The sequence below is a fragment of the Nocardioides carbamazepini genome, assembly GCF_024614185.1.
GTDB lineage: Bacteria > Actinomycetota > Actinomycetes > Propionibacteriales > Nocardioidaceae > Nocardioides > Nocardioides carbamazepini.
This window is the reverse complement of the sequence record NZ_JAHTLF010000015.1, coordinates 176780-198333: the sequence shown is the minus strand read 5'-3', so window position 1 is coordinate 198333 and position 21554 is coordinate 176780. Positions and strand designations below refer to the sequence as shown.

Here is a 21554-nt window from a genome sequence, read left to right as displayed (position 1 = left end):
CTCTCAGTCCAGCACATGGCGCAGGTAGCGCCGCGGGTCGTCGAGGTAGCGCCGCCAGTGCTGGACCAGCTCGAGCTCCTCCCACGTCGTACGCCGCAGGCCCCAGTCACCGACCTCGAGGATCGTCGCGCCGGGCATCGCCGCGAGCAGCGGCGAGTGGGTCGCGCAGAGCACCTGGCCGCCTTCGCGGACCACCCGGTCGAGCACCGAGATCAGCCCGAGCGACGACGAGAACGAGAGCGCCGCCTCGGGCTCGTCGAGGCAGTAGAAGCCGGGGGAGTCGAACCGGGTGCGGAGCACCTCGAGGAAGGACTCGCCGTGGCTCATCTCGTGGAACACGGGATCCCTGGTGCCGGGATTGGCCTCGAGGAACGTGTACCAGCCGTGCATGGTCTCGGCGCGCAGGAAGAAGCCCCAGCGGCCGGCCCCGAGCCCGCGCTGGATCCGCAGCGCGCGGTGCAGCGGCGACTCCGAGGGACGCGTCGTGTGTCGGCCCTGGGCGGTTCCGCCCTCGGGTGAGAGACCGTAGGCGACGGCGACCGCCTCGACCAGGGTCGACTTCCCGGAGCCGTTCTCGCCGACGAGGAAGGTGACCCCCTTCGCGAGCTCCAGGCCCTCGCGGACCACCTGGGCGACCGCTGGGATCGTCATCGGCCAGGCCGCGGCGTCGAGCCGCTCCTCGGCGCTCACCCGCACCACGGGCGGCTGGTCGAAGTCCACACGCTCACGCTACGTGGTGGCATGTCCTAGGTTGACCCGATGAGGACGTGGCAGCGCCGCTCGACCCGGATCGCCTACGAGAACCCGTGGATCCGGGTCCGCGAGGACGAGGTGGTGCGCCCCGACGGCAGCGACGGGATCTACGGCGTCGTCGAGGTACGCCAGCCGGCCGTGTTCGTCGTCCCCCTCACCGAGGACGACGAGGTCGTCCTGGTCGAGATCGACCGCTACACCACCGGCGACCGCGCGTCACTGGAGCTGCCGGCCGGCGGAGCGGACGGCGAGGACCCGCTCGTGGCCGCGCGGCGCGAGCTGCGCGAGGAGACCGGCCTCGCCGCGTCGGAGTGGCAGGAGATCGGCCGGATGAACGCCCTCGTCGGCGTGGCCGACGCTCCGGAGGTCGTCTACCTCGCCCGTGGCCTGACGTACGTCGGCGGCGACGCCATGCTCGAGGACGGCATCGTCGCCGTCCACCGGGTCCCGCTCGACGAGCTCCTCGCCCGGGTCGGCCGCGGCGAGATCTCCGACGGCGAGAGCCTCGCCTGTCTGCTCCTCGCGCTCGTCGCGCTGGGCCGCGTCGGCTGACCCTTTCGGTACCCTCGCGCCATGGCGTCGCCGGCGGTGGAGATCGAGGTCGAGAGCCGGGTGGTGCGGGTGAGCAACCCGGACCGGGTGTACTTCCCCGAGATCGGGGCGACCAAGCTCGACCTCGTCGAGTACTATCTCGCCGTCGGCGAGGGCATCGTCAACGCGCTGTGGGAGCGGCCCTGCATGCTGCACCGGTTCCCGAAGGGCCTCGACGGCGACAAGGTGCACCAGAAGCGCCTGCCCGCCGGCGCCCCGGACTGGGTCGAGACCGTCCAGCTCTTCTTCCCCCGGTGGAAGCGGACGGCCGACGAGCTGTGCGTCACGGAGCTGGCCTCGGTCATCTGGGCGGTGCAGATGTCGACGGTCGAGTTCCACCCGTGGAACAGCCGCCGCGGCGCCACCGAGCAGCCCGACGAGTGGCGCATCGACCTCGACCCGGGCCCCGCGTCGTCCTACGACGACATCCGGCGGGTCGCCCACGTCGCCCACGAGGTGCTCGACGAGCTGGGCGCGGTCGGCTACCCGAAGACCAGCGGCAGCAAGGGCCTGCATGTCTACGTCCGGATCAAGCCCGAGCACGACCACAAGGGCGTGCGTCGTGCGGCGCTCGCCTTCGCCCGGGAGGTCGAGCGGCGCGCGCCGGACCTGGTCACCACGACCTGGTGGAAGAAGGACCGCGATCCGGCCGCGGTGTTCGTGGACTACAACCAGAACGCCCGCGACCACACCATCGCGGCGGCGTACTCCGTGCGCGGCCTGCCCGATGCCCGCGTCTCCACCCCGATCCGGTGGGACGAGGTCGACGCCGCCGACCCGCGGGACTTCACGATCCGCACGGTACCGGCCCGGTTCGCGGAGCTCGGCGATCTGCACCACGACATCGACGACCACGTCTTCGACATCGCCCCGTTGCTGGCGTGGGCGGACCGTGACGACCTGCCGGACGAGGACGGGCCCGAGGGGTAGGTTGCGAGCGTGACGCTGACCTCGCTCGACGCAGCGGCGCTCGACGCCGCCGATCCGCTCCTCGGCCACCGGGACCGCTTCGTCGGGGCGGAGGGGCCGATCGTCTACCTCGACGGCAACTCCCTGGGCCGGCCGCTGCGCACGACGGCGGCGCGGATGGCCGCCTTCGTCGAGGAGGAGTGGGGCGGGCGGCTGATCCGTGGCTGGGACGAGCGCTGGTTCGACCTGCCGCTGACGCTGGGGGACCGGCTCGGCCGGATCGCCCTCGGGGCAGCCGCCGGACAGGTCGCGATCGGCGACTCCACGACGGTCCTGCTCTACAAGATGGTGCGCGCGGCCGTCGCCGCTCGACCGGGACGTGGCGAGATCGTGGTCGACCGCGACAACTTCCCCACGGACCGGTACGTCGTCGAGGGGGTCGCGCGGGAGTGCGGGCTCACCGTCCGCTGGCTCGACGTCGACCCCGACGGCGGCATGACGGTGGACGACCTGGCGCCGGTGCTCGGCCCGGACACGGCGCTGGTCGTGGTGAGCCACGTGGCGTACAAGTCCGGCTATCTCGCCGATGTCGCGGCCCTGGCGCGACAGGCGCACGACGCGGGTGCCTGGATCCTCGTGGACCTGTGCCACTCCGGCGGCTCGGTGCCGGTCGAGCTCGACGCCTGGGGGATCGATGTCGCGGTCGGCTGCACGTACAAGTACCTCAACGGCGGTCCCGGCGCACCCGCCTTCGGCTATGTGGCGGCCCGGCACCTCGCCGACGGCACGTTCGCGCAGCCGGTCCAGGGCTGGATGGGCGCGGCGGACTCGTTCACGATGGGCCCGGCCTACGTCCCGGCCGCCGGTATCCGGCGGCTGCTCAGCGGCACGCCGCCGATCGTCGGCATGCTCGGCCTCGAGGACATGCTCGACCTGCTCGCCGAGGCCGGGATCGAGGCGGTCCGGGCCAAGTCGGTCGCGCTCACCGAGTACGCCGTCGCGCTGGTCGAGTGCGACCTCCCCGGCGTCCGGATCGCCTCGCCGCGCGATCCGGCGCGGCGCGGTGGGCACGTGACGCTGGCGCACCCGCGGATGCGGGAGGTCACCGCCGCCCTGTGGGCGCGCGACGTCATCCCCGACTTCCGGATGCCCGACGGCCTGCGGATCGGCCTCTCGCCGCTGTCGACCTCGTTCGCGGAGGTCGCGGCGGGGGTGGCCGCGATCGGGAGCGCGCTGGGCGCGACGCCTCAGTAGAGCCCGGCGGAGCGTTAGCGCCGGATCGGCGCGCCGTCGGGACCAGGACGCTCGTCGTCCCAGGCGACGGCGCTGATCCGCCAGCCCGCGACGGTCCGCACGAGCTGCAGCGACTTGGCCCCGGTGCCGCGTGCGGGCACGCCGCCCTGCCGCCATGACTTCGCGTAGGTGCACCAGACCTGCGCGATGTCACCGAAGCGGTCGACGCGAGCGTCGACGACCCACTCCCGGAAGTCCGCCAGCGTGCCGCCGCCGAGCAGGGCCACCCGGGGGGCGACGAACGACTCGACGTCGTACGTCGTGGGCTCGGCGCCGGCGAGGCTGACCAGGATCGCCTCGGGCAGCAGCACCCGGCGCAGGTCGGCGGCGTGCTCGGCGGCGTCCTCTCCGCTGACGAAGGCGGCGAAGAAGCGGTCGACGACCGCACGGACGGCCTGGTCGTCGGGATCGTGGTGATCGTCGGTGGGCACGGCCTCGATCATGCCCGAACGCCCGGCACCTCCTAGACTGGCCGCCCGTGGGCCATATCCAGATCACCCCGTCGATCCTCAACTCCGACTTCACGCGGCTCGGCGAGGAGGTCGCCCGGATCCCGGGCGCCGACTGGGTCCATGTCGACGTGATGGACAACCACTTCGTGCCGAACCTGACGTTCGGCCCGGCGATGGTCGAGGCGCTGGCGCGGGTGAGCCCGGTGCCGCTGGACGCCCACCTGATGATCGAGGACGCGGACCGCAACGCCCCGGCGTACGTCGAGGCCGGTTGCGGCTCGGTGACCTTCCACGTGGAGGCGGCGAAGGCACCGGTCCGGCTCGCGCGGGAGATCCGGGCTGCGGGGGCGCGGGCGTCGATGGCGCTCAAGCCCGCGACGCCGATCGAGCCCTATGAGGACATGCTGGCCGAGCTCGACATGGTGCTGATCATGACCGTCGAGCCCGGCTTCGGCGGTCAGCGGTTCCTCGACCTGTGCCTCCCGAAGATCCGCCGCGCCCGGGCGCTGATGGACAAGCACGGCGTCGAGACCTGGCTGCAGGTCGACGGCGGGGTCTCGCTGGAGACCATCGAGCGCTGTGCCGAGGCGGGCGCCGACGTGTTCGTGGCCGGCTCGGCGGTCTACTCGGCGCAGGACCCCGACGCCATGGTCGCCGCCCTACGGGCGCGGGCCGAGGCTGCCCGAGGTTGAGCCTGGACGACGAGACTCACGCTGGGACGAGGAAGTTTCCTCGTCCCAGCGTGAGTTTCACCGGCCGGCCGGTGAAACTGTCGTCGCGTCACCCCTCGAGGGCGGCATCCAGCGTGATCGCCACACCCGAGAGCGCCTTGCTGACCGGGCAGCCCACCTTGGCCGCACCCGCGGCCGCGTCGAATCCCGCGGCGTCGAGGCCGTCGACCTCGGCGCGGACGGTCAGCACGATGCCGGTGAGCTGGAAGCCGCCGGCGGGGTCGGGGCCGAGGGTGACGTCGGCGGACACGTCGAGCGCGATCGGGGTGCCGCCGGCCTTGGCGATCTCATTGGACAGCGACATCGCGTAGCACGCGGAGTGGGCGGCGCCGATCAGCTCCTCCGGGCTGGTGGTGCCGTCGGCGTCGTCCGCCGCGCGCTTGGGGAAGGAGACGTCGAAGGTGCCGGCGCCCGACGAGGTCAGCTCGACCTGGCCGGTGCCGTCCTGAAGGCCGCCGGTCCAGGCGGTGCGTCCGGTGCGAGTGGGCATGGGGATCCTCTCGTGCGAGAACAGGTCTCATTTGGGCAGAAACAGCATGTTTCCGGTCCCAATTGTTGCGGTTTGGGACCAAACCGCAATGCCCCCAGCCCCAGCCCGGGGTCAGACCAGACTCAGCACACAGTCCGCGAGGACCGGAGAGCCGTCGCGCGGGCCGCCTTCGATCGTGGCGGAGCCGATGACCGACGCGCCCTCGCGCCAGCCGGCCACGCGGATGGTCTCGCCCGGGAACACCACGCCGGCGAAGCGGCCGGCGAAGCCGGCGACCTGGGTGGCGTCGCCGCCGAGCAGGCCGTCGGTGAGCTCGCGCAGCACGATGCCGTAGGAGCACAGCCCGTGGAGGATCGGGGCCGGGAAGCCCGCGGCCTTGGCGAAGCCGGGGTCGGCGTGCAGCGGGTTGCGGTCGCCGCAGAGCCGGTAGAGCAGGGCCTGCTGTGGCGTCACGGCGTACGACGACACGTGGTCCGCGTCGCGCGTCGGCACCTCGACGGCGGCCGACGAGCCACGGTCACCGCCCCAGCCGCCCTCGCCCTTGACGAAGATGGACGAGCGGACCCGCCACAGCTCCTCGCCGGCCTCGTCGGCCCCGGCGGTGGCGACGCCCTCCTGCCAGATGACGGCGGCCTTGCCCTTGTCCCAGACGTCGGTGATCGTCGTCCGCACGGTGGCGGTGCCGGACGTCGGGAGCGGGCCCGACACGGAGATCGACTGGGCCCCGTGCACGACCTGGGCCAGGTTGATGTCGCAGCCCGGCAGGTCGAGCGGCGGTGGGCTCGTCTCGTGGAAGGTCGGCGCGACCACGCCGAAGGACGGCAGCACCTGCAGGGCCGCGTCGTCGAGCGTGTAGCGCAGCGCTGCCGGAGCGAGATTGTCGCCAGGGCGGGAGCCGGCGCCGATGCCGAGGTGGTAGAGCAGGACGTCGGACTCGGTCCACGAGAAGGTCCGGGAGCCGAGGTCGGCCCCGATCGCAACGGACGGGTCGATGGGCATCAGTCGTTCTCCTTCGCGGCGGCTGCCTCGGCGGCGATGTCCTGCGCGGCCAGGTACCCGAACACGATCGCAGGCCCGATGGTGCCGCCCGGACCCGGGTAGGTGTTGCCCATGACGGCGGACGAGACGTTGCCCGCGGCGTACAGGCCGGGGATGACCGAGCCGCCCTCGCGCAGCACCCGCGCACGCTCGTCGGTGACCAGGCCGCCCTTCGTGCCCAGGTCGCCCGGCACGATCTTGACCGCGTAGAACGGGCCCTTCTCGATCGGGGCGAGGGAGCAGTTCGGCGTGACCGTCGGGTCGGAGTAGTACTTGTCGTAGGCCGACTCGCCGCGGTGGAAGTCCTCGTCGACGCCCGAGCGGGCGAAGCCGTTGAACCGGTCCACGGTGGCGTCGAGGGAGCCGTCCGGCAGGCCGACCTCGGCGGCCAGCTCGCCCAGCGTGTCCGCGCGGGTGACCACGCCCTCCTTGTACCAGCGGCCCGGGAACGGCTGGCGCCCGGCGACGCCGGCGAAGAGGTAGCGGTTGCGGTAGGTCTGGTCGAAGATCATGTACGAGGGAACGTGGCCGACGCCGGTGGCCTCGCCCCGGTAGATCTCGTGCGTCGCCTCCACGTAGGGGAGCGCCTCGTTCATGTAGCGCGCGCCCGCCGCGTTGACGATGATCGACCCGGGCAGGTTGCGCTCGGCCAGGCAGAACCAGGCTCGGCCCGGGAGCGGGATCGTCGGTCCCCACCAGGCGTCGTCGAGCAGGTCGGTCGCGGCGCCGGCCGCCGTCCCGGCGAGCAGCCCGGCGCCGGTGTTGGAGGCCGCGCCGGTGGACCACGCCGCCGAGGTGGGCTGGGGGAGGAACTTCTCGCGGAGCTCCTGGCTGTGCTCGAAGCCCCCGGAGCCGAGGACGACCCCGCGGGTCGCGCGGATCGAGCGTCGTTCGCCGTCCCGCTCCACCACCACGCCGACGACGCGGCCGTCCTCGACGAGCAGGTCGAGCAGTGGCGTGTCGTAGGCGACCGGAACCTCGGCGTCGACCAGGCCCTTGCGCAGGCCGATCGCGATCGCGTTGCCCATCGCGAACATCTTCTTGCCGGTCACGATCGCGAGCAGCCGCTTGACCATCACCTTGATCATGGTCAGCGGGCCGCGAATGGTGCGCAGGCCGAGGCTGAGCTTGCGGAAGTCCGCCTGGGTGACGATCAGGTTGGCCGGGGCCTTGGTGTACGGCGGATGCAGCCGGTCGAGCTCGTCGCCGAGGAAGCGGGCGTCCATCGGGACCGGCTCCACACTGCGCCCGCGCGGGCGGCCGCCGGGTCGCTCGGGCAGGTAGTCGGCGTACTCCGGGACCCAGGTGAAGCGCAGCGGCGTCGTCTCCCGCAGGAAGTCCAGGACCTCGGGGCCCCGGTCGAGGTAGGTGTCGCGCCGCACCTTCGGCACGACGTCCCCGACGATCGCGTCGAGATAGGTCTTCGCCGCCTCGCGATCGCCGTCGTCGACCTGGCCCGCGGCCCGTAGCGCGTAGTTGCCCGGGATCCACACCCCGCCGCCGGAGCGGGCGGTGGATCCGCCGAAGTGCCCGCTCGCCTCGACCAGGACGACATCGAGCCCCAGGTGCGCAGCGGCGAGCGCGGCAGACATGCCGGCACCGCCGGCGCCGACCACGACGACGTCGTACGAGTCCTTCATGGCCAAAACTGTAACAGGTTCTAGTCCGGGTTTGAGGGCCGGCTGAGCGGGCACGTCGCCCGGTAGGGAAATCCTCGCACCAGGCTTTGGGAGAGTGAACATGAGGAGAATCAACGCGTTCGGCTGCGGGCTCGTGGCGACCCTGGCGATCGGCGTGGCCGCTCCGGCGCTCGCGCAGGACTTCGTCGGCACGCCGAAGAAGGACAAGATCGTCGGCACGTCCGCGGACGACCAGATCATGGGCCTGGCGGGCAAGGACAAGCTCTGGGGCGGCGACGGCAACGACCGGATCGAGGGCGCCGACGGCAACGACCGGATCTACGGCGGCAACGGCGACGACTGGGCCCTGATCGGTGGGGACGGCAACGACCGGATCTCGGGCGAGGCGGGTGGCGACACCATCAGTGGCGGCTTCGGCAACGACCGGATCAACACGGGCGACGGATCCGATCGGGCCACCGGTGGCGACGGCAACGACAGGATCCGCGCCGGGAACGGCGATCCGACCCAGCCCGAGACGCGCTACGACGAGGCGACCGGCGGCCAGGTGCCCGACGGCTATCGGGGTGCCCAGGCGTCCGGCGACGCGGGCCGGGACAAGGTCTGGGGCGGGTTCGGCAACGACGACCTGTACGGCGGCGAGGACAACGACAAGCTGGTCGGCTCCGAGGGCTCTGACGACCTCTTCGGCGACGCCGGCAACGACAAGGTGAAGGCCGGCAACGGTCACGACGTCGCCGTGGGCGGCAGTGGCGAGGACAAGGTCAGCGGCGGTGCTGGTGACGACTTCCTGTCGGGCGGGGAGGGGGCGGACAAGGTCAAGGGCGGAGCCGGCAACGACCGCTTCGTCGAGGTCGACTACGACTCCTACGTCTACGTCGAGGATGCGATCCCTGCTGAGGGCGACGTGCTCAAGGGTGGTGCCGGCAACGACGAGTTCGGTGACCGGTACGGCCTGCTCAGCGGCCTGTTCAAGGCCATCGGCGGTGCCGGCGACGACACGTACTACATCGGCGACATCGACGAGGACAGTGTCATCAGGCCGGGTGCCGGCAATGACACGCTGTACATCAAGAACCCGACCAAGGGCATGAGGATCGCGTGCGGCGCGGGCGTCGACAAGGTGTACTTCAACATCGCCGCGAAGAAGGTCAAGGCGAAGGGCTGCGAGACGGTCCTCTATGGCAAGGACCCGTTCCACTGGGACCCGGACGGCACCCAGACCGTGTGGTGGCGCAACCTCGCCGGCTGACGACAGCGTCGGTGCCGGACGGGGCGGCGGACCTTCGGGTCCGCCGCCCCGTGCGCGTCGGGCGTCGCCCGCTTGCCCCAAAAGTAGAACCTGTTCTAATCTGGGTCCGCACACATTCTGTCGCAGACACAGGAGCTCCCATGAACCAGGACTTCGCCCCCGAGGTGACCGCCGTCCTCGACGGCGTGCGCGACCTGCTGCCCACGTTCCGTGAGCGGGCTGAGGAGGGCGACCGGCTCCGGGTGATCCCGGACGCCTCGGTCAAGGAGCTCGAGGAGACCGGCTTCTTCCGCCTGCTCCAGCCGAAGCGCTACGGCGGCATGGAGGCCGACCCTCTCGCCTTCTACACCGCCGTGCGCGACATCGCCTCGGCCGACGGCTCGACCGGCTGGGTGTCCAGCGTGGTCGGCGTCCACCCGTGGCAGGTCGCGCTGTTCGACGACCGCGCCCAGCAGGCCGTGTGGGGGGACGACGGGAGCGTCCGGCTCTCCTCGTCCTACGCCCCGACGGGCAAGGCGGTCGTCGCCGACGGCGGCTTCACGCTCTCCGGCAAGTGGAGCTTCTCGTCGGGCTCCGACCACTGCGCGTGGGTGCTGCTCGGTGGCCTGGTCTTCAACGCCGAGGGCCAGGTGGTCGACTTCCGGACCTTCATGGTCCCGCGCGAGAAGTACCAGGTCGTCGACGTCTGGAACGTCGTCGGCCTGCGCGGCACCGGGTCCAACGACATCGTGGTCGAGGAGACCTTCATCCCCGAGGAGTTCACGCTCTCGATGGGGGAGACCGGCCAGTGCAAGGGTCCCGGCCAGGCGGTCAACACCAGCGACCTCTACAAGCTGCCGTTCCACTCGATCTTCACCTCGACCATCGCCACGCCGATCATCGGCATGGCCAGGGGCGCGTACGCCGAGCACGTCGAGATGCAGCAGAAGCGCGTGCGTGCGGCGTACCTCGGGGAGAAGGCGTCCCTCGACCCCTTCGCCGCGGTGCGGATCGCGCGCTCGTCCTCCGAGATCGACGCGGCCTGGGCGCTGCTCACGAGCAACATCCGCGAGGAGCAGGCCCATGTCGCCCGTGGGGAGCAGATCCCGCTCGAGCTGCGGCTGCGCGTGCGGCGCGACCAGGTGCTCGGCACCGCCCGGGCGATCGAGGCGATCGACACGCTCTTCGAGGCGTCCGGCGGCCGGGCGCTCGCCGAGGGCACCTACCTCCAGCGGGCCTGGCGCGACGCGCACGCCGGACGGGTGCACGCGGCCAACGACCCCGAGCGCGCGCTGCAGATGTACGGCGCGCAGCAGTTCGGCCACAAGGTCGACCCCGGGATGTACTGAGATGGCTGGCCCCGAGGTGGAGCAGCTCAAGGAGACGTCGCGTCGCAGCGCCCAGGTGAAGACCGAGGCGACCGGCGAGATCACCCTCAACTACTACGAGGCGGGGGGCTCGACAGGCTCGACCAGCGACAGCGGGCGCCTGCCGCTGGTGATGCTGCACGGCGGCGGACCCGGCGCGTCGTCCTGGTCTAACTTCGGGCCGGCCCTCGCGGGCTTCGCCGCCGAGTACCGCACGATCCTGGTGGACCAGCCCGGCTTCGGCGGGTCGGACAAGCCCCCTGTGGTGGGCAACTTCTACCGGTTCGCCGCCGACGCGGTCGTCGCGCTGCTCGACGAGCTCGGCATCGAGAAGGTCCACCTGCTCGGCAACAGCCTCGGCGGCGGTACGGCGATGCGGCTCGCGCTGACCCATCCCGACCGCGTGGGCCGGCTGGTGCTGATGGGCCCGGGCGGCCTCTCGCTGAACCTCTTCCACGCCGACCCGACCGAGGGTGTGCAGCGGCTGATGGACTTCGGCGCCCACCCCAGCCGTGAGTCCCTGCGTGCCTTCATCTCGACCATGGTCGTCAACCAGGCCCTGGTCACCGACGAGCTCGTCGAGGAGCGCTTCGCCGACGCGACGGCCCCCGGCGCGCAGGACGCGATGCGCTCGATGGGCATGTCCTTCTGGAACCCGGAGACCGCCGAGGACGGGATGCTCTGGCGGGAGGCGCACCGCCTGCGCAAGCACACCCTGCTGACCTGGGGCCGCGAGGACCGGGTCAACCCGCTCGACGGCGCGTTCGCGGCACTCAAGCTGATCCCGAAGGCGCAGCTGCACGTCTTCCCCAACTGCGGTCACTGGGCGCAGATCGAGGCCGCCGACGAGTTCCGCGAGATCACGGTCAACTTCCTCAACCGTCACAAGGAGCGCTCCTGATGTCGATCGACATCAAGTCCATGGGCTACATCCGGGTCGCCAGCACCGACCTGGGCGCCTGGAAGACCTTTGCCGGCAAGGTTCTCGGCCTGGCCGAGGGCCGCGGCCCGAACCCCGAGCACCAGTACTGGCGCATCGACGAGGTCTCCGCGCGGCTGGTCGTGTTCCCCGGTGACGTCGACCAGCTCGACTGCACGGGCTGGGAGCTCGCCGACCACCAGGCCCTCCAGGCCGCGCGCGAGCACCTGCAGAAGGCCGGCGTGGAGTTCGAGGAGGGCACCCCCGCCGAGCTCGACGAGCGCCGGGTGCAGGAGCTGGTCCGGTTCCGCGACCCGTGGGACAACGTCTTCGAGCTGTTCCACGGCATCACCTACGAGGCGCGTCCCGTCGTGACGCCGTACGCCGCGACCTTCGTGACCGCCGAGCAGGGCATGGGCCACATCGTCGTCCCGGTGCTCGACGACGTGGAGGCGCTGCGGTTCTACACCGAGGTGCTCGGCTTCCGGCTGCGCGACTCGATGAGCATGCCCGGCGAGTTCGTCGGCAAGGAGCCGGGCAGCAAGGTCTGGCTGCGCTTCCTCGGCGTGAACCCGCGTCACCACTCGCTCGCGTTCCTGCCGATGCCCAACCCCAGCAAGTGCGTGCACGTGATGCTCGAGGTCGACAAGCTCGACCACGTGGGCCGCGCGCTGGAGCGGGTCCGCAAGCACCAGGCGCCCCTGTCGGCGACGCTCGGGCGCCACATGAACGACGAGATGATCTCGTTCTACGTGAGGTCGCCCGGAGGCTTCGACGTCGAGTTCGGCACCGAGGGCATGACCGTGGACGACGACCGCTGGGTCGCGCGGGAGTCGACGGCGGTGTCGTACTGGGGCCACGATTTCAGCGGCGGGCGCTGACGGACGTCACGATGGGGGCCACTACCGTGGGAGCCGTGCCGGCAGAGAACCAGGACCCGTCCGCGGGCGGCATCCCCGAAGGGATCAGTGCCGACGCGAGGGCGACCTGGCCGCACCCGGAGCTGATCCAGTCCTGGCTCGGTGACGCCGAGGTCGACTTCGAGCTGCGTCCGGGCGAGGAGGTCGCGGTCCACGACGACCCCGAGGCTCAGGCCGCGGCGCGTCGGTTCCGTGACGTGCTCGGCTGCTTCGCGTCCGGGATCACCGTCATCACGACGATGAGCGACGGCGAGCCGGTGGGCCTGACCTGCCAGTCGTTCTCGAGCGTCTCCCTCGACCCCCCGCTGGTCACCTTCATCCCCGCCCGCTCGTCGCGGGCCTGGCCGTTGATCCAGCGCGCGGGACGGTTCTGCGTGAACGTCCTCGCCGCCGACCAGGAGCACGTCTCGGGCCAGATGGCGACCAAGGGCGTCGACAAGTTCGCCGGCATCGACTGGGCGCCCGCGCGGTCCACCGGATCGCCGGTCATCGCCGGCACCCTCGCCCACCTGGACTGCACGATCCACGCGGTCTACGAGGGTGGTGACCACTTCATCGTGGTCGGCCGGGTCGAGCACCTCGAGGTCCACGCCGACGACGCCCCCGTCGTCGAGCCGCTGCTCTACTTCAAGGGGCGCTACCGCACCACCGGCTCGTGACCTGCCTCACCGCGGTGCGTTGAGCCCCTGACTCGAGTACGACGACGCCGGTCGGGGGGATCGATGAGGATGCGCAGGTCGCTCGGGGTGGTCGTGACGACCGCCCTGGCCGCCGGGCTGGCGGCCGGGCTGTCCGTGACGGCTCCGGCGGCCCGAGCGGACCCGACACCGACGCCGCCGGGCGTCCGGGCGCCGGAGCCGGTGGTGCACGCGCTGACCCACCAGGGCGTGCGCGCCTTCTGGACGCCGGAGCGGATGCGGGAGGCGGTGCCGCTCGACCTCGACCCGGCCGGGGAGCCGCTGCCCGCGACGACACCGCGGGTGACGGGAGCGCCGTCCGCGCGGGCGCCCGCCGCAGCCGACCCGAGCCCACGGAGCACGGGCAAGCTGTTCTTCAGCCAGGGGGCGTCGACCTACGTCTGCTCCGCCGCGGCCGTGAACACGCCCGAGCGGAACCTCGTCGTGACCGCCGGACACTGTGTGAACTCCGGTGGGGTCTCGACGGTCCTCGGCTGCCGCGCCGGCACGTACTTCACGAACTTCCTCTTCGTCCCCGGCTACGACCAGCGCGCGGCGCCCTTCGGCTCCTGGGTCGGCACGCACGCGGTGACGCACAGCGAGTGGATCCAGCAGTGCGACGCGTTCGCGCGCGACCAGGGGATGATCACGGTGGCGCCGCTGAACGGGCGGAACCTGGTGGACGTCGTCGGCGGCAACGGCCTGGCCTGGAACTACCCGGCGCGGGAGGACGGCGTACGGATCGTGGGTTGGCCCGCCGAGCCGCCGTACGACGGCCTGACGCGGCACGAGTGCACGGGCTCGTCCACCCCGCTGCCGCAGAGCACCGATGCCCAGCTGTCCTGCCCGATGAACCAGGGATCGAGCGGCGGCCCGTGGTTCCTCCGGATGGCGAGTGCCGACACCGGCTTCATCTGGGCGGTCACCTCACGGCTGATCGAGGGGCGGTCGGTGCTGCTGGCGACGCCCTTCGACTCATCGATCGAGAGTCTGCTCGCGGCCGCCCGGACCGCTGTGCGCCCGGTCGCGGGGCGCCTCCTCGACCACCGCCCGCAGAAGGGGCGCAAGCCGCGGCTCCGGCTGACCGCGACGGCGAGCGCCGTGGGCTTCGGCGAGAGCTACCAGCTGATCGCGACGACCCGGCGGGTGCGCAAGGTCGTGCTCCAGGTCCGGACGGTGCCGTCCGGGCCGTGGCAGCGGGTCGGCACGGTGCGGACCCGCGGCGGTGGCGCGGTGGTGACCCAGGCCCTCTCGCCGGGGACCCGGTGGTACCGGATCAAGGTGAGGAAGGGCAGGAAGCACAGCAAGCCCGTGGTGGTGACGGTCCTGCCGTGTCCGCTGCCGCTGGATCGCACGCCGGCCGTGGTGAGCGCCACCCGCTGCACGAGTCCCGTGGGCTGAGCGCCGGCTCAGCCCGGGGCTCACAGCTCGGGGCTCACAGCTCGATGGCCGCCCGGTGCCGGTGCGGCGCGCCGTAGAGCTGGCCGAGCGCGTGCGCGCGCTTGAACACCAGGTGGGCGTCGTGCTCCCAGGTGATCGCGATGCCGCCGTGCAGCTGGACGCACTCGCCGGCCGCCAGGGCGGCGGTCTCCAGGGCGTACGACGCCGCGGCGTGCGTCAGGAACGCGGCCTCCGCGGGATCCGACTCCGGGTCCGCGACGGCGTAGGACGCCGCCCAGCTGGCCGAGCGGGACATCTCGACCCGCGCCAGCACGTCGGCCATGCGGTGCTTGAGCGCCTGGAAGGAGCCGATCGGGCGGCCGAACTGGACGCGCTCCTTGCTGTAGTCGACCGTCATCCGCAGGGCGCGGTCCGCCAGGCCGACGGCGAGAGCGGTCACGGCCGCGCCGCCCACCAGCTCGGCCCGCGCCCGGGCGGCGGCGCCGTCGCCGATCACCGCGAGCTCCGCGCCGGACAGGTCGAGCCGGGCGAGCCGGACGCTCTGGTCCATCGACTCGACCCAGGTCGCGACCGCCCCGGTCACCTCCACCAGCTCGTCACCACGCACGGTGAGCACGATGGCCGCGCGGTCACCGTCGAGGACGGGCTCGTCGTCCAGTGCGATCGTCGCGATCTCGCCCGTCGCGATGCGGGGCAGGAGCCGCTGCTTGGCGTCCTCGGTCGCGCCGGCCAGCAGCGCCTCCGTGGCGACGGTGGTCGCGAGGAGCGGGCTCGGGGCGAACGTGGCGCCGAGCTCCTCGAGCACCACGGCCGTCTCGAAGAAGCTCGCCCCGACCCCGTCGTACGCCTCCGGGACGGCGAGCGCCGCCACGCCGATCTGCTCGCACAGCACCGACCAGAGGGCCGGGTCGTGGCCGGTCTCGGCGGTGGACGCCGTGCGGACCGCGAGGGAGTCGGCGCGCTTGGCGAGCAGGCCGCGCACGGTCGCCGCCAGCTCGGCCTGCTCCTCGCTCAGCTCGAACCGCATCATGCGCTCCGCAGCGTCTCGAGGATGCGGGCGCGGTGGAAGCCGGGCGTGCCCCAGGCCGTGACCAGCGCGCGGATCTTGGTGATCCAGATGCTCAGGTCGAACTCCTGGGTGTAGCCGATCGCGCCGTGCACCTGCAGGCCGGTGCGGGAGGCGAGATAGGCCGCGTCGGCGCACGCGACCTTGGCCGCGGACACCGCCCGCGGGGTCGGGTCGAGGGCGGCGCCGAACACCAGCGGACGGGCGAAGTCGAGCGCGATGCGCACGTCGGCGAGCTTGTGCTTGATCGCCTGGTAGGAGCCGATCTCGCGGCCGAACTGCTTGCGCTGCTTGACGTACGTCACGGCGTCGGCGAGCACCCGCTCGCCCGCGCCCAGGAGCTGGGCGGAGGTCGCGAGGACGGCGAGGTCGAAGGCCTCCCGCGACCGGTCGGCCGTGTCGTGCACCGGTCCCGCGGCGAGCGTGAACAGCCGGCGGGTCCGGTCGACCGACGGGCGCGGCTCGCCCACGGTGGCCGTGCGCACGCCGTCGCTGCCGGCCAGGTAGACGCGGTCGGCAGCATCGGCGTCCAGCGCGTACGGCGTGTGGGGAGCGACGGCGAGGGTCGCGACCGCCCCGGCGGCGATGGCCGTCCGGGCCTCTCCGGACAGCTCGGTGGCCAGGTAGGCCGCGGCCTCGACCCAGGGCCCGGGGACGGCATGCCGGCCGAGCGCCTCGAACGCGACGACCAGCTCGACCGGGGTCGCCCCCATGCCGTCGGCGTCCTCGGGGACGAGCAGGGCGGTCACGCCCTGGTCCGCGAGCCGCTGCCACAGCCGCAGCCCGGGGCCGTGGTCGCCCTCGGCCCAGGCGCGGGCGACGGTGACCGTGTCGGCGGCCGCCAGGAGCGACTCCAGCGAGGCCGCGAAGTCCTGCTGGTCGGTGGTGAGCTCGAACTTCACTGTTGATCTCCCTTCGCCTCACTGTGCTGGTGCGCGAGGCTCAGTACACCCGGGAGGGTGCGGTGGGTCGTTGCCGTCACCTTGGTCACCGGCTTCCCTTCGCCTCGCGGGGCAGGCCCAGGATCCGCTCCGCGATGATGTTGCGCTGGATCTCGTTGGTGCCGGCGTAGATCGGGCCGGACAGCGAGAAGGTGTAGCCGTCGAGCCAGGCCGACTCGATCTCGGCCTCGGGGCCGAGCAGGTCGAGGGCGGTCTCGTGGAGGGCGACGTCGAGCTCGCTCCACCACACCTTGTTGACCGAGCCCGCCGCACCGACGTCGCCGCCGTCGCGCAGACTCGTCACCGTGCCCCAGGTGTAGAGGCGGTAGGCCTCGGCCTTCAGCCAGGCGTCGACGACGCGGTCGGCGACGCGGGGGTCCGGCCGCTCGTCGTACAGCGCCAGCAGCCGGTCGGCGGCGGCGGTGAACCGGCCGGGGGAGCGCAGCGAGAGGCCGCGCTCGTTGCCGGCGGTGCTCATCGCGACCCGCCAGCCGTCGCCGGGCGCGCCGAGCACGTCGGCATCCGGCACGAACACGTCGTCGAAGAAGACCTCGGCGAAGCCGGCCTCGCCGTCGAGCTGGGCGATCGGGCGGACGGTGACGCCCGCGGCGTCGAGCGGGAAGAGGAAGTACGTCAGGCCCGCGTGCTTCTGGGCGTCCGGGTCGCTGCGGAAGAGGCCGAAGCCCCAGTGCGCGAGCGCGGCGCGTGAGCACCAGATCTTCTGGCCGTTGAGGACCCAGCCGCCGCGAGCGTCGTCGCGACGTGCCGTGGACCTCAGCGAGGCGAGGTCCGAGCCCGCCTCCGGCTCGCTCCAGCACTGGGCCCAGATCCGCTCCCCGGTCGCCATGGTCGGCAGGAAGCGGGCCTGCTGCTCGGGTGTGCCGTGCTCGAAGATGATCGGCGCGAGCAGGAAGATGCCGTTCTGCGAGACCCGGAGGGGCGCGCCGGCGCGGTAGTACTCCTCCTCGAAGACGACCCACTCCACGAGGGACGCCTCGCGGCCGTGGTGGTCCGCCGGCCACGACACGACCGACCAGCGGTCGGCGGCGAGCCTCGCCTCCCACTCCTGGTGGAGCCGGAAGCCGTCCGGGGTGTCGAGGGACGGCAGCGGCCCGGCCGGCACGTTGGCGCTCAGCCAGGCGCGGGCCTCGGCCTGGAAGGCCAGCTCCGACTCGCTCAGTTGGAGATCCATGTCAGTTCGCGTTCCTCATCGGCGTGGGGATCGGCACACGTGCGCCGGATGGTTACCGTACCAAGCACTTGCTTGGTAGAGTACCAGCCATGAACCTCACCGAGGGGTCCGAGGACCGCGCGTTCCGCGCCGAGATCCGGGAATGGCTGGGCGACCACCTGGCCGGTGAGTGGGCCACGCTCCGCGGCCTGGGCGGGCCGGGGCGGGAGCACGAGGCGCACGACGAGCGGCTCGCGTGGAACCAGCACCTCGCCGAGCACGGCTGGACCGCCGTCGGCTGGCCGAAGGAGCACGGAGGCCGCGGACTCTCGCTGTGGCAGCAGGTGATCTTCCACGAGGAGTACGCACGGTCGAACGCTCCGGCCGGCGTCAACCACCTCGGCGAGCAGCTGCTCGGCCCGACGCTCATCGCCTTCGGCACACCCCGGCAGCAGCAGCGGTTCCTGCCCGAGATCGTCGCGGTTCGCGAGCTGTGGGCGCAGGGCTACTCCGAGCCCGGCGCCGGCTCCGATCTCGCCAACGTGCAGACCCGGGCCCGCCGCGACGAGTCGACCGGCGAGTGGGTGGTCGACGGGCAGAAGGTGTGGACCTCGCTCGCCCACCTCTCCGACTGGTGCTTCGTCGTGGCCCGCACGGACCCGGGCTCGGCCCGCCACCACGGGCTCTCGTTCCTCCTGGTACCGCTGCGCCAGGACGGCGTCGAGGTGCGCCCGATCGAGCAGCTGACCGGTGGATCCGAGTTCAACGAGGTCTTCTTCACCGGGGCCCGCACCGCAGCCGACCTGGTCGTCGGCGAGCCCGGTCACGGCTGGGGAGTGGCGATGGGCCTGCTCGGCTTCGAGCGCGGCGTGTCCACCCTCGGCCAGACCGTCGGCTTCGCCCGCGAGCTCGAGAGCGTCGTCGACCGTGCGAAGCAGAACGGCTCGATCGACGACCCGGTCGTGCGCGACCGGCTCGCCGCGCTCAAGGCCGAGCTCGCCGTGATCCGCAGCTACGCCCTGCGCGCGCTCGCCCTCGTCGAAGGCGGCCAGGACTCCGCCGCGGGAGGGGGAGCGGGGTCGATCTTCAAGCTCGCCTGGGCCGGCTGGCACCGGACGCTGGGCGAGGTGGCGATGGACGTCGCCGGGCGCGACGGCCTCCTCGCGCGGCAGTCCGCGACGCCGTACGACCTCGACGACCACCAGCGTCTCTTCCTCTTCTCGCGCGCCGACACGATCTACGGCGGCAGCGACGAGATCCAGCGCAACATCCTCGCCGAGCGCGTGCTCGGCCTGCCCCGCGAACCTCGAGGTGCTTCGAATGGATGACGCCTGCTGCGCGCCGCGATCCACGCACGCTGGCCGCGTTGCCGTCGATCGACGTACAACCAGCATGCCTCACTCCGGCGCCTTGCCATCGCACGCGCCTCGCGACGCTCGCGACGGCGTCACCCATCCGAAGCACCTCAAGGGAGCCTGAATCCATGACTGCGATGCGACCCGAGCAGCCCACCCCCGACTACGTCCCGGGCCATGACCTGCTCGCCGGCAAGGTGGTCGTCGTGACCGCGGCCGCGGGCGCGGGCATCGGCGCGGCCGTCGTCCGTCGGGCGCTCGAGGAGGGCGCCAAGGCGGTCGTCTTCAGCGACACCCACGCGCGCCGGCTGGCCGAGGCCGAGGAGACGCTGGCCGCCGAGTTCGGCGCCGAGCGGGTCCGCCAGCTGGTCTGCGACGTGACGCAGGAGACCGACATCGCGGCGCTGCTTGACGCGGCCGAGGAGTTCGGCGGCGTCGACATCATGATCAACAACGCCGGGCTCGGCGGCACGGACACGATCCTCGAGGTGACCGACGAGACGTGGAACCGGGTCATCGACATCACCCTCACCGGCACCATGCGGGCCACCCGCGCCGTCGGCCAGCGGTTCGTCGCCGCGGGCAAGAAGGGCGTCATCGTCAACAACGCCTCGGTCGTCGGCTGGCGCGCGCAGGAGGGCCAGGCCCACTACGCCGCCGCGAAGGCCGGTGTCATGGCGCTGACCCGCTGCTCGGCTCTCGACCTCGCACCCCACGGCATCCGGGTCAACGCGGTCTCGCCGAGCCTGGCGATGCACCCGTTCCTGGAGAAGGTGACGTCGCCCGAGCTGCTCGTCGAGCTCAAGCAGCGCGAGGCGTTCGGCCGTGCGGCCGCGCCGTGGGAGGTCGCCAACGTGATGGTCTTCCTGGCGAGCGACTACTCGTCGTACCTGACGGGCGAGGTCCTCTCCGTCAGCAGCCAGCACGCCTGATCCCTGTTCCCCGACCCCAACGCAGAGGAGATCCAGTCATGGCCGAGGCCTTCATCGTCGACGCGGTCCGCACCGCCGTGGGCAAGCGCGGCGGCGCGCTGGCCGGCGTCCACTCCGCCGACCTGGCCGCCCACTCGATCGGCGCCCTCGTCGAGCGCACCGGCATCGACGCCGGCGCGGTGGAGGACGTCATCCTCGGCTGCTGCGACACGCTCGGCTCCCAGGCCGGCGACATCGCCCGGACGGCGTGGCTCGTCGCGGGGCTGCCCGACCACGTGCCCGGTGTGACGATCGACCGCCAGTGCGGCTCGTCGCAGCAGGCGGTCCATTTCGCCGCGCAGGGCGTCATGTCCGGGACCCAGGACCTCGTCGTCGCGGGCGGCGTGCAGAACATGAGTGCCATCCCGATCTCGGCGGCCATGCTGGCGGGGCAGCAGTACGGATTCTCCACGCCGTTCGCGGAGTCGCCGGGCTGGCTCAAGAGGTACGGCGACCAGGAGGTCAGCCAGTTCCGCGCGGCCGAGATGATCGCGGAGAAGTGGGACATCAGCCGCGAGGACATGGAGCGCTTCGCACTCGCCTCGCACGAGCGGGCGCGTGCCGCGATCGACGCCGGCCGGTTCCGGGCCGAGATCGCGCCGCTGACGCTCGACGACGGCACCGTCTTCGAGACCGACCAGTGTCCCCGCGACACCTCGCTGGAGAAGATGGCCGGCCTCGAGCCGCTCGCTCCCGGCGGCCGGATCACCGCGGGCGTGGCCTCGCAGATCTGTGACGGCTCCGCGGCGATCCTGGTCGCCTCCGAGCAGGCCGTGCGCGAGCACGGACTCACGCCGCGGGCCCGGGTCGTGCACCTCTCGGTGCGCGGCGACGATCCGGTGTGGATGCTGACCGGCCCGATCCCGGCGACGAAGCACGCGTTGGCGAAGTCCGGCCTGACCGTCGACGACATCGACGTGTTCGAGTGCAACGAGGCGTTCGCCTCGGTCACCCTGGCATGGATGAAGGAGACCGGCGCGCCCCACGAGAAGGTCAACGTCAACGGCGGTGGCATCGCCCTGGGCCACCCCATCGGTGCGACCGGCGCCCGCCTGATGACCACCCTGCTCGCCGAGCTCGAGCGCACCGGGGGTCGCTACGGCCTGCAGACGATGTGCGAGGGCGGCGGGCAGGCCAACGTCACCATCATCGAGCGGCTCGGCTGAGCCCGCTGCCGTCGGCCGGCGCCGCGGCGGCCGTGGCGCCGGCGGCGGCCGTGGCGCCGGCGGCGTGAGCTCAGAGCACCGTCCACCAGATGCCGACGAGGCCGGGGACCAGGCCGAGCAGCAGCCAGGCCGACTTCCACGAACGGCCGTTGATCACCAGCGTGGCCGCGATGCCGCCGACCATGAAGGCCGCCGCGATCAGGTTGAGCCCGATCCGGGCGTCCAGCCGGTCGTCGGCGACGTGTTCGGCCGCGATCACGAATCCCACGGACAGGTGCAGGATGGTGGTCACCACCAGCACCGAGATGACCCGGCGCTGCACCCGCTGAAGCCGCTCGAGATCCTTCGGGTCCGGCGCCTTGCGGGGCGCGTTCGGGTCCATCAGGTGACGCCGACGCGAGGTGCCTGCGTTGGCGGAGCCGGTCGGCGACGTCTGGTTCACGCTCTCAGGATATCCAGTGGAACCGGAGGC

At 72.1% G+C, this 21554-nt stretch carries 22 protein-coding genes; 13 read left to right on the top strand and 9 right to left on the bottom strand.

All coding sequences use genetic code 11. From position 1 onward, the window contains the following. Nucleotides 1-3: 3 nt before the first annotated feature. A complete protein-coding gene (locus KVF89_RS10865; protein ID WP_257425571.1) occupies nucleotides 4-720 on the bottom strand; it encodes an AAA family ATPase in 717 nt (238 codons plus the stop codon). A gap of 39 nt (nucleotides 721-759) precedes the next feature. Between KVF89_RS10865 and KVF89_RS10860 the strand changes: the two genes are divergently transcribed. The 3 genes from KVF89_RS10860 to KVF89_RS10850 are packed head-to-tail and all read left to right on the top strand — an operon-like array spanning nucleotide 760 to nucleotide 3507. Beyond that, nucleotides 760-1305 carry an NUDIX domain-containing protein gene (locus KVF89_RS10860; RefSeq protein ID WP_257425569.1) on the top strand — a complete coding sequence of 182 codons (546 nt, stop codon included), beginning with the start codon at nucleotides 760-762 and terminating at the stop codon, nucleotides 1303-1305. Between the two features lie 21 nt (nucleotides 1306-1326). Further along, complete coding sequence (gene ligD / locus KVF89_RS10855) at nucleotides 1327-2274, top strand: non-homologous end-joining DNA ligase (RefSeq protein ID WP_257425567.1); 948 nt, start codon at nucleotides 1327-1329, stop codon at nucleotides 2272-2274. A gap of 9 nt (nucleotides 2275-2283) precedes the next feature. Further along, a complete protein-coding gene (locus KVF89_RS10850; protein WP_257425565.1) occupies nucleotides 2284-3507 on the top strand; it encodes a kynureninase in 1224 nt (407 codons plus the stop codon). 14 nt (nucleotides 3508-3521) lie between these two features. Here KVF89_RS10850 and KVF89_RS10845 read toward each other — a convergent pair whose 3' ends face one another. Further along, on the bottom strand, nucleotides 3522-3977 hold the full coding sequence (locus KVF89_RS10845) for a DUF4440 domain-containing protein (protein ID WP_257425564.1): 456 nt from the start codon (nucleotides 3975-3977) through the stop codon (nucleotides 3522-3524). A 47-nt stretch (nucleotides 3978-4024) separates the two neighbouring features. Between KVF89_RS10845 and rpe the strand changes: the two genes are divergently transcribed. Further along, the gene (gene rpe / locus KVF89_RS10840) at nucleotides 4025-4690 is read left to right on the top strand and encodes a ribulose-phosphate 3-epimerase (RefSeq protein ID WP_257425562.1); all 666 of its coding nucleotides are present in this window, start codon (nucleotides 4025-4027) and stop codon (nucleotides 4688-4690) included. An 88-nt stretch (nucleotides 4691-4778) separates the two neighbouring features. Here rpe and KVF89_RS10835 read toward each other — a convergent pair whose 3' ends face one another. The 3 genes from KVF89_RS10835 to kstD all read right to left on the bottom strand — a co-directional run bounded on the left by KVF89_RS10835 (nucleotide 4779) and on the right by kstD (nucleotide 7897). Further along, on the bottom strand, nucleotides 4779-5219 hold the full coding sequence (locus KVF89_RS10835; RefSeq protein ID WP_257425561.1) for an OsmC family peroxiredoxin: 441 nt from the start codon (nucleotides 5217-5219) through the stop codon (nucleotides 4779-4781). Between the two features lie 111 nt (nucleotides 5220-5330). Next, the gene (gene chsH3 / locus KVF89_RS10830; RefSeq protein ID WP_257425559.1) at nucleotides 5331-6218 is read right to left on the bottom strand and encodes an enoyl-CoA hydratase ChsH3; all 888 of its coding nucleotides are present in this window, start codon (nucleotides 6216-6218) and stop codon (nucleotides 5331-5333) included. Then, nucleotides 6218-7897, bottom strand: a complete 1680-nt coding sequence (kstD, locus tag KVF89_RS10825) for a 3-oxosteroid 1-dehydrogenase (RefSeq protein ID WP_257425557.1) — start codon at nucleotides 7895-7897, stop codon at nucleotides 6218-6220. Before kstD ends, chsH3 begins: the two co-directional genes overlap by 1 nt. A 100-nt stretch (nucleotides 7898-7997) precedes the next feature. On the opposite strand from kstD, the gene KVF89_RS10820 reads away from it, so the two are divergent. From KVF89_RS10820 to KVF89_RS10795, 6 genes are all read left to right on the top strand, one after another. Then, a complete protein-coding gene (locus KVF89_RS10820; protein WP_257425556.1) occupies nucleotides 7998-9149 on the top strand; it encodes a calcium-binding protein in 1152 nt (383 codons plus the stop codon). 140 nt (nucleotides 9150-9289) lie between these two features. Then, nucleotides 9290-10477, top strand: a complete 1188-nt coding sequence (hsaA, locus tag KVF89_RS10815) for a 3-hydroxy-9,10-secoandrosta-1,3,5(10)-triene-9,17-dione monooxygenase oxygenase subunit (protein WP_257425555.1) — start codon at nucleotides 9290-9292, stop codon at nucleotides 10475-10477. A gap of 1 nt (nucleotide 10478) precedes the next feature. Beyond that, a complete protein-coding gene (gene hsaD / locus KVF89_RS10810; protein ID WP_257425554.1) occupies nucleotides 10479-11396 on the top strand; it encodes a 4,5:9,10-diseco-3-hydroxy-5,9,17-trioxoandrosta-1(10),2-diene-4-oate hydrolase in 918 nt (305 codons plus the stop codon). After that, nucleotides 11396-12295: an iron-dependent extradiol dioxygenase HsaC gene (gene hsaC / locus KVF89_RS10805; protein ID WP_257425553.1), complete on the top strand. Its 900-nt coding sequence runs from the start codon at nucleotides 11396-11398 to the stop codon at nucleotides 12293-12295. The genes hsaD and hsaC overlap by 1 nt, the downstream gene beginning before the upstream one ends. 35 nt (nucleotides 12296-12330) lie before the next feature. After that, nucleotides 12331-12993 (top strand): flavin reductase family protein, encoded by a 663-nt coding sequence (locus tag KVF89_RS10800; protein ID WP_257425551.1) that lies wholly within the window; start codon nucleotides 12331-12333, stop codon nucleotides 12991-12993. A gap of 69 nt (nucleotides 12994-13062) precedes the next feature. Then, nucleotides 13063-14412, top strand: coding sequence for a trypsin-like serine peptidase (locus KVF89_RS10795; RefSeq protein ID WP_257425550.1), 1350 nt, complete (start codon nucleotides 13063-13065; stop codon nucleotides 14410-14412). Between the two features lie 34 nt (nucleotides 14413-14446). On the opposite strand, the gene KVF89_RS10790 is transcribed toward KVF89_RS10795, so the two are convergent. From KVF89_RS10790 to KVF89_RS10780, 3 genes are all read right to left on the bottom strand, one after another. Next, nucleotides 14447-15439 (bottom strand): acyl-CoA dehydrogenase family protein, encoded by a 993-nt coding sequence (locus KVF89_RS10790; protein WP_257425548.1) that lies wholly within the window; start codon nucleotides 15437-15439, stop codon nucleotides 14447-14449. Further along, on the bottom strand, nucleotides 15439-16380 hold the full coding sequence (locus KVF89_RS30395; RefSeq protein ID WP_257425547.1) for an acyl-CoA dehydrogenase family protein: 942 nt from the start codon (nucleotides 16378-16380) through the stop codon (nucleotides 15439-15441). The genes KVF89_RS10790 and KVF89_RS30395 overlap by 1 nt, the downstream gene beginning before the upstream one ends. A gap of 85 nt (nucleotides 16381-16465) precedes the next feature. Continuing rightward, nucleotides 16466-17611: an acyl-CoA dehydrogenase family protein gene (locus KVF89_RS10780; protein WP_257425545.1), complete on the bottom strand. Its 1146-nt coding sequence runs from the start codon at nucleotides 17609-17611 to the stop codon at nucleotides 16466-16468. Between the two features lie 89 nt (nucleotides 17612-17700). Between KVF89_RS10780 and KVF89_RS10775 the strand changes: the two genes are divergently transcribed. From KVF89_RS10775 to KVF89_RS10765, 3 genes are all read left to right on the top strand, one after another. Then, nucleotides 17701-18918 carry an acyl-CoA dehydrogenase family protein gene (locus KVF89_RS10775; RefSeq protein ID WP_257425543.1) on the top strand — a complete coding sequence of 406 codons (1218 nt, stop codon included), beginning with the start codon at nucleotides 17701-17703 and terminating at the stop codon, nucleotides 18916-18918. A gap of 155 nt (nucleotides 18919-19073) precedes the next feature. After that, complete coding sequence (locus KVF89_RS10770) at nucleotides 19074-19877, top strand: SDR family oxidoreductase (RefSeq protein WP_257425541.1); 804 nt, start codon at nucleotides 19074-19076, stop codon at nucleotides 19875-19877. Between the two features lie 38 nt (nucleotides 19878-19915). Further along, a complete protein-coding gene (locus KVF89_RS10765) occupies nucleotides 19916-21082 on the top strand; it encodes an acetyl-CoA C-acetyltransferase (RefSeq protein ID WP_257425539.1) in 1167 nt (388 codons plus the stop codon). 70 nt (nucleotides 21083-21152) lie between these two features. On the opposite strand, the gene KVF89_RS10760 is transcribed toward KVF89_RS10765, so the two are convergent. Then, entirely contained in the window at nucleotides 21153-21524 is a 372-nt protein-coding gene (locus tag KVF89_RS10760; RefSeq protein WP_257425538.1) for a hypothetical protein, read from the bottom strand. Between the last annotated feature and the right edge of the window lie 30 nt (nucleotides 21525-21554).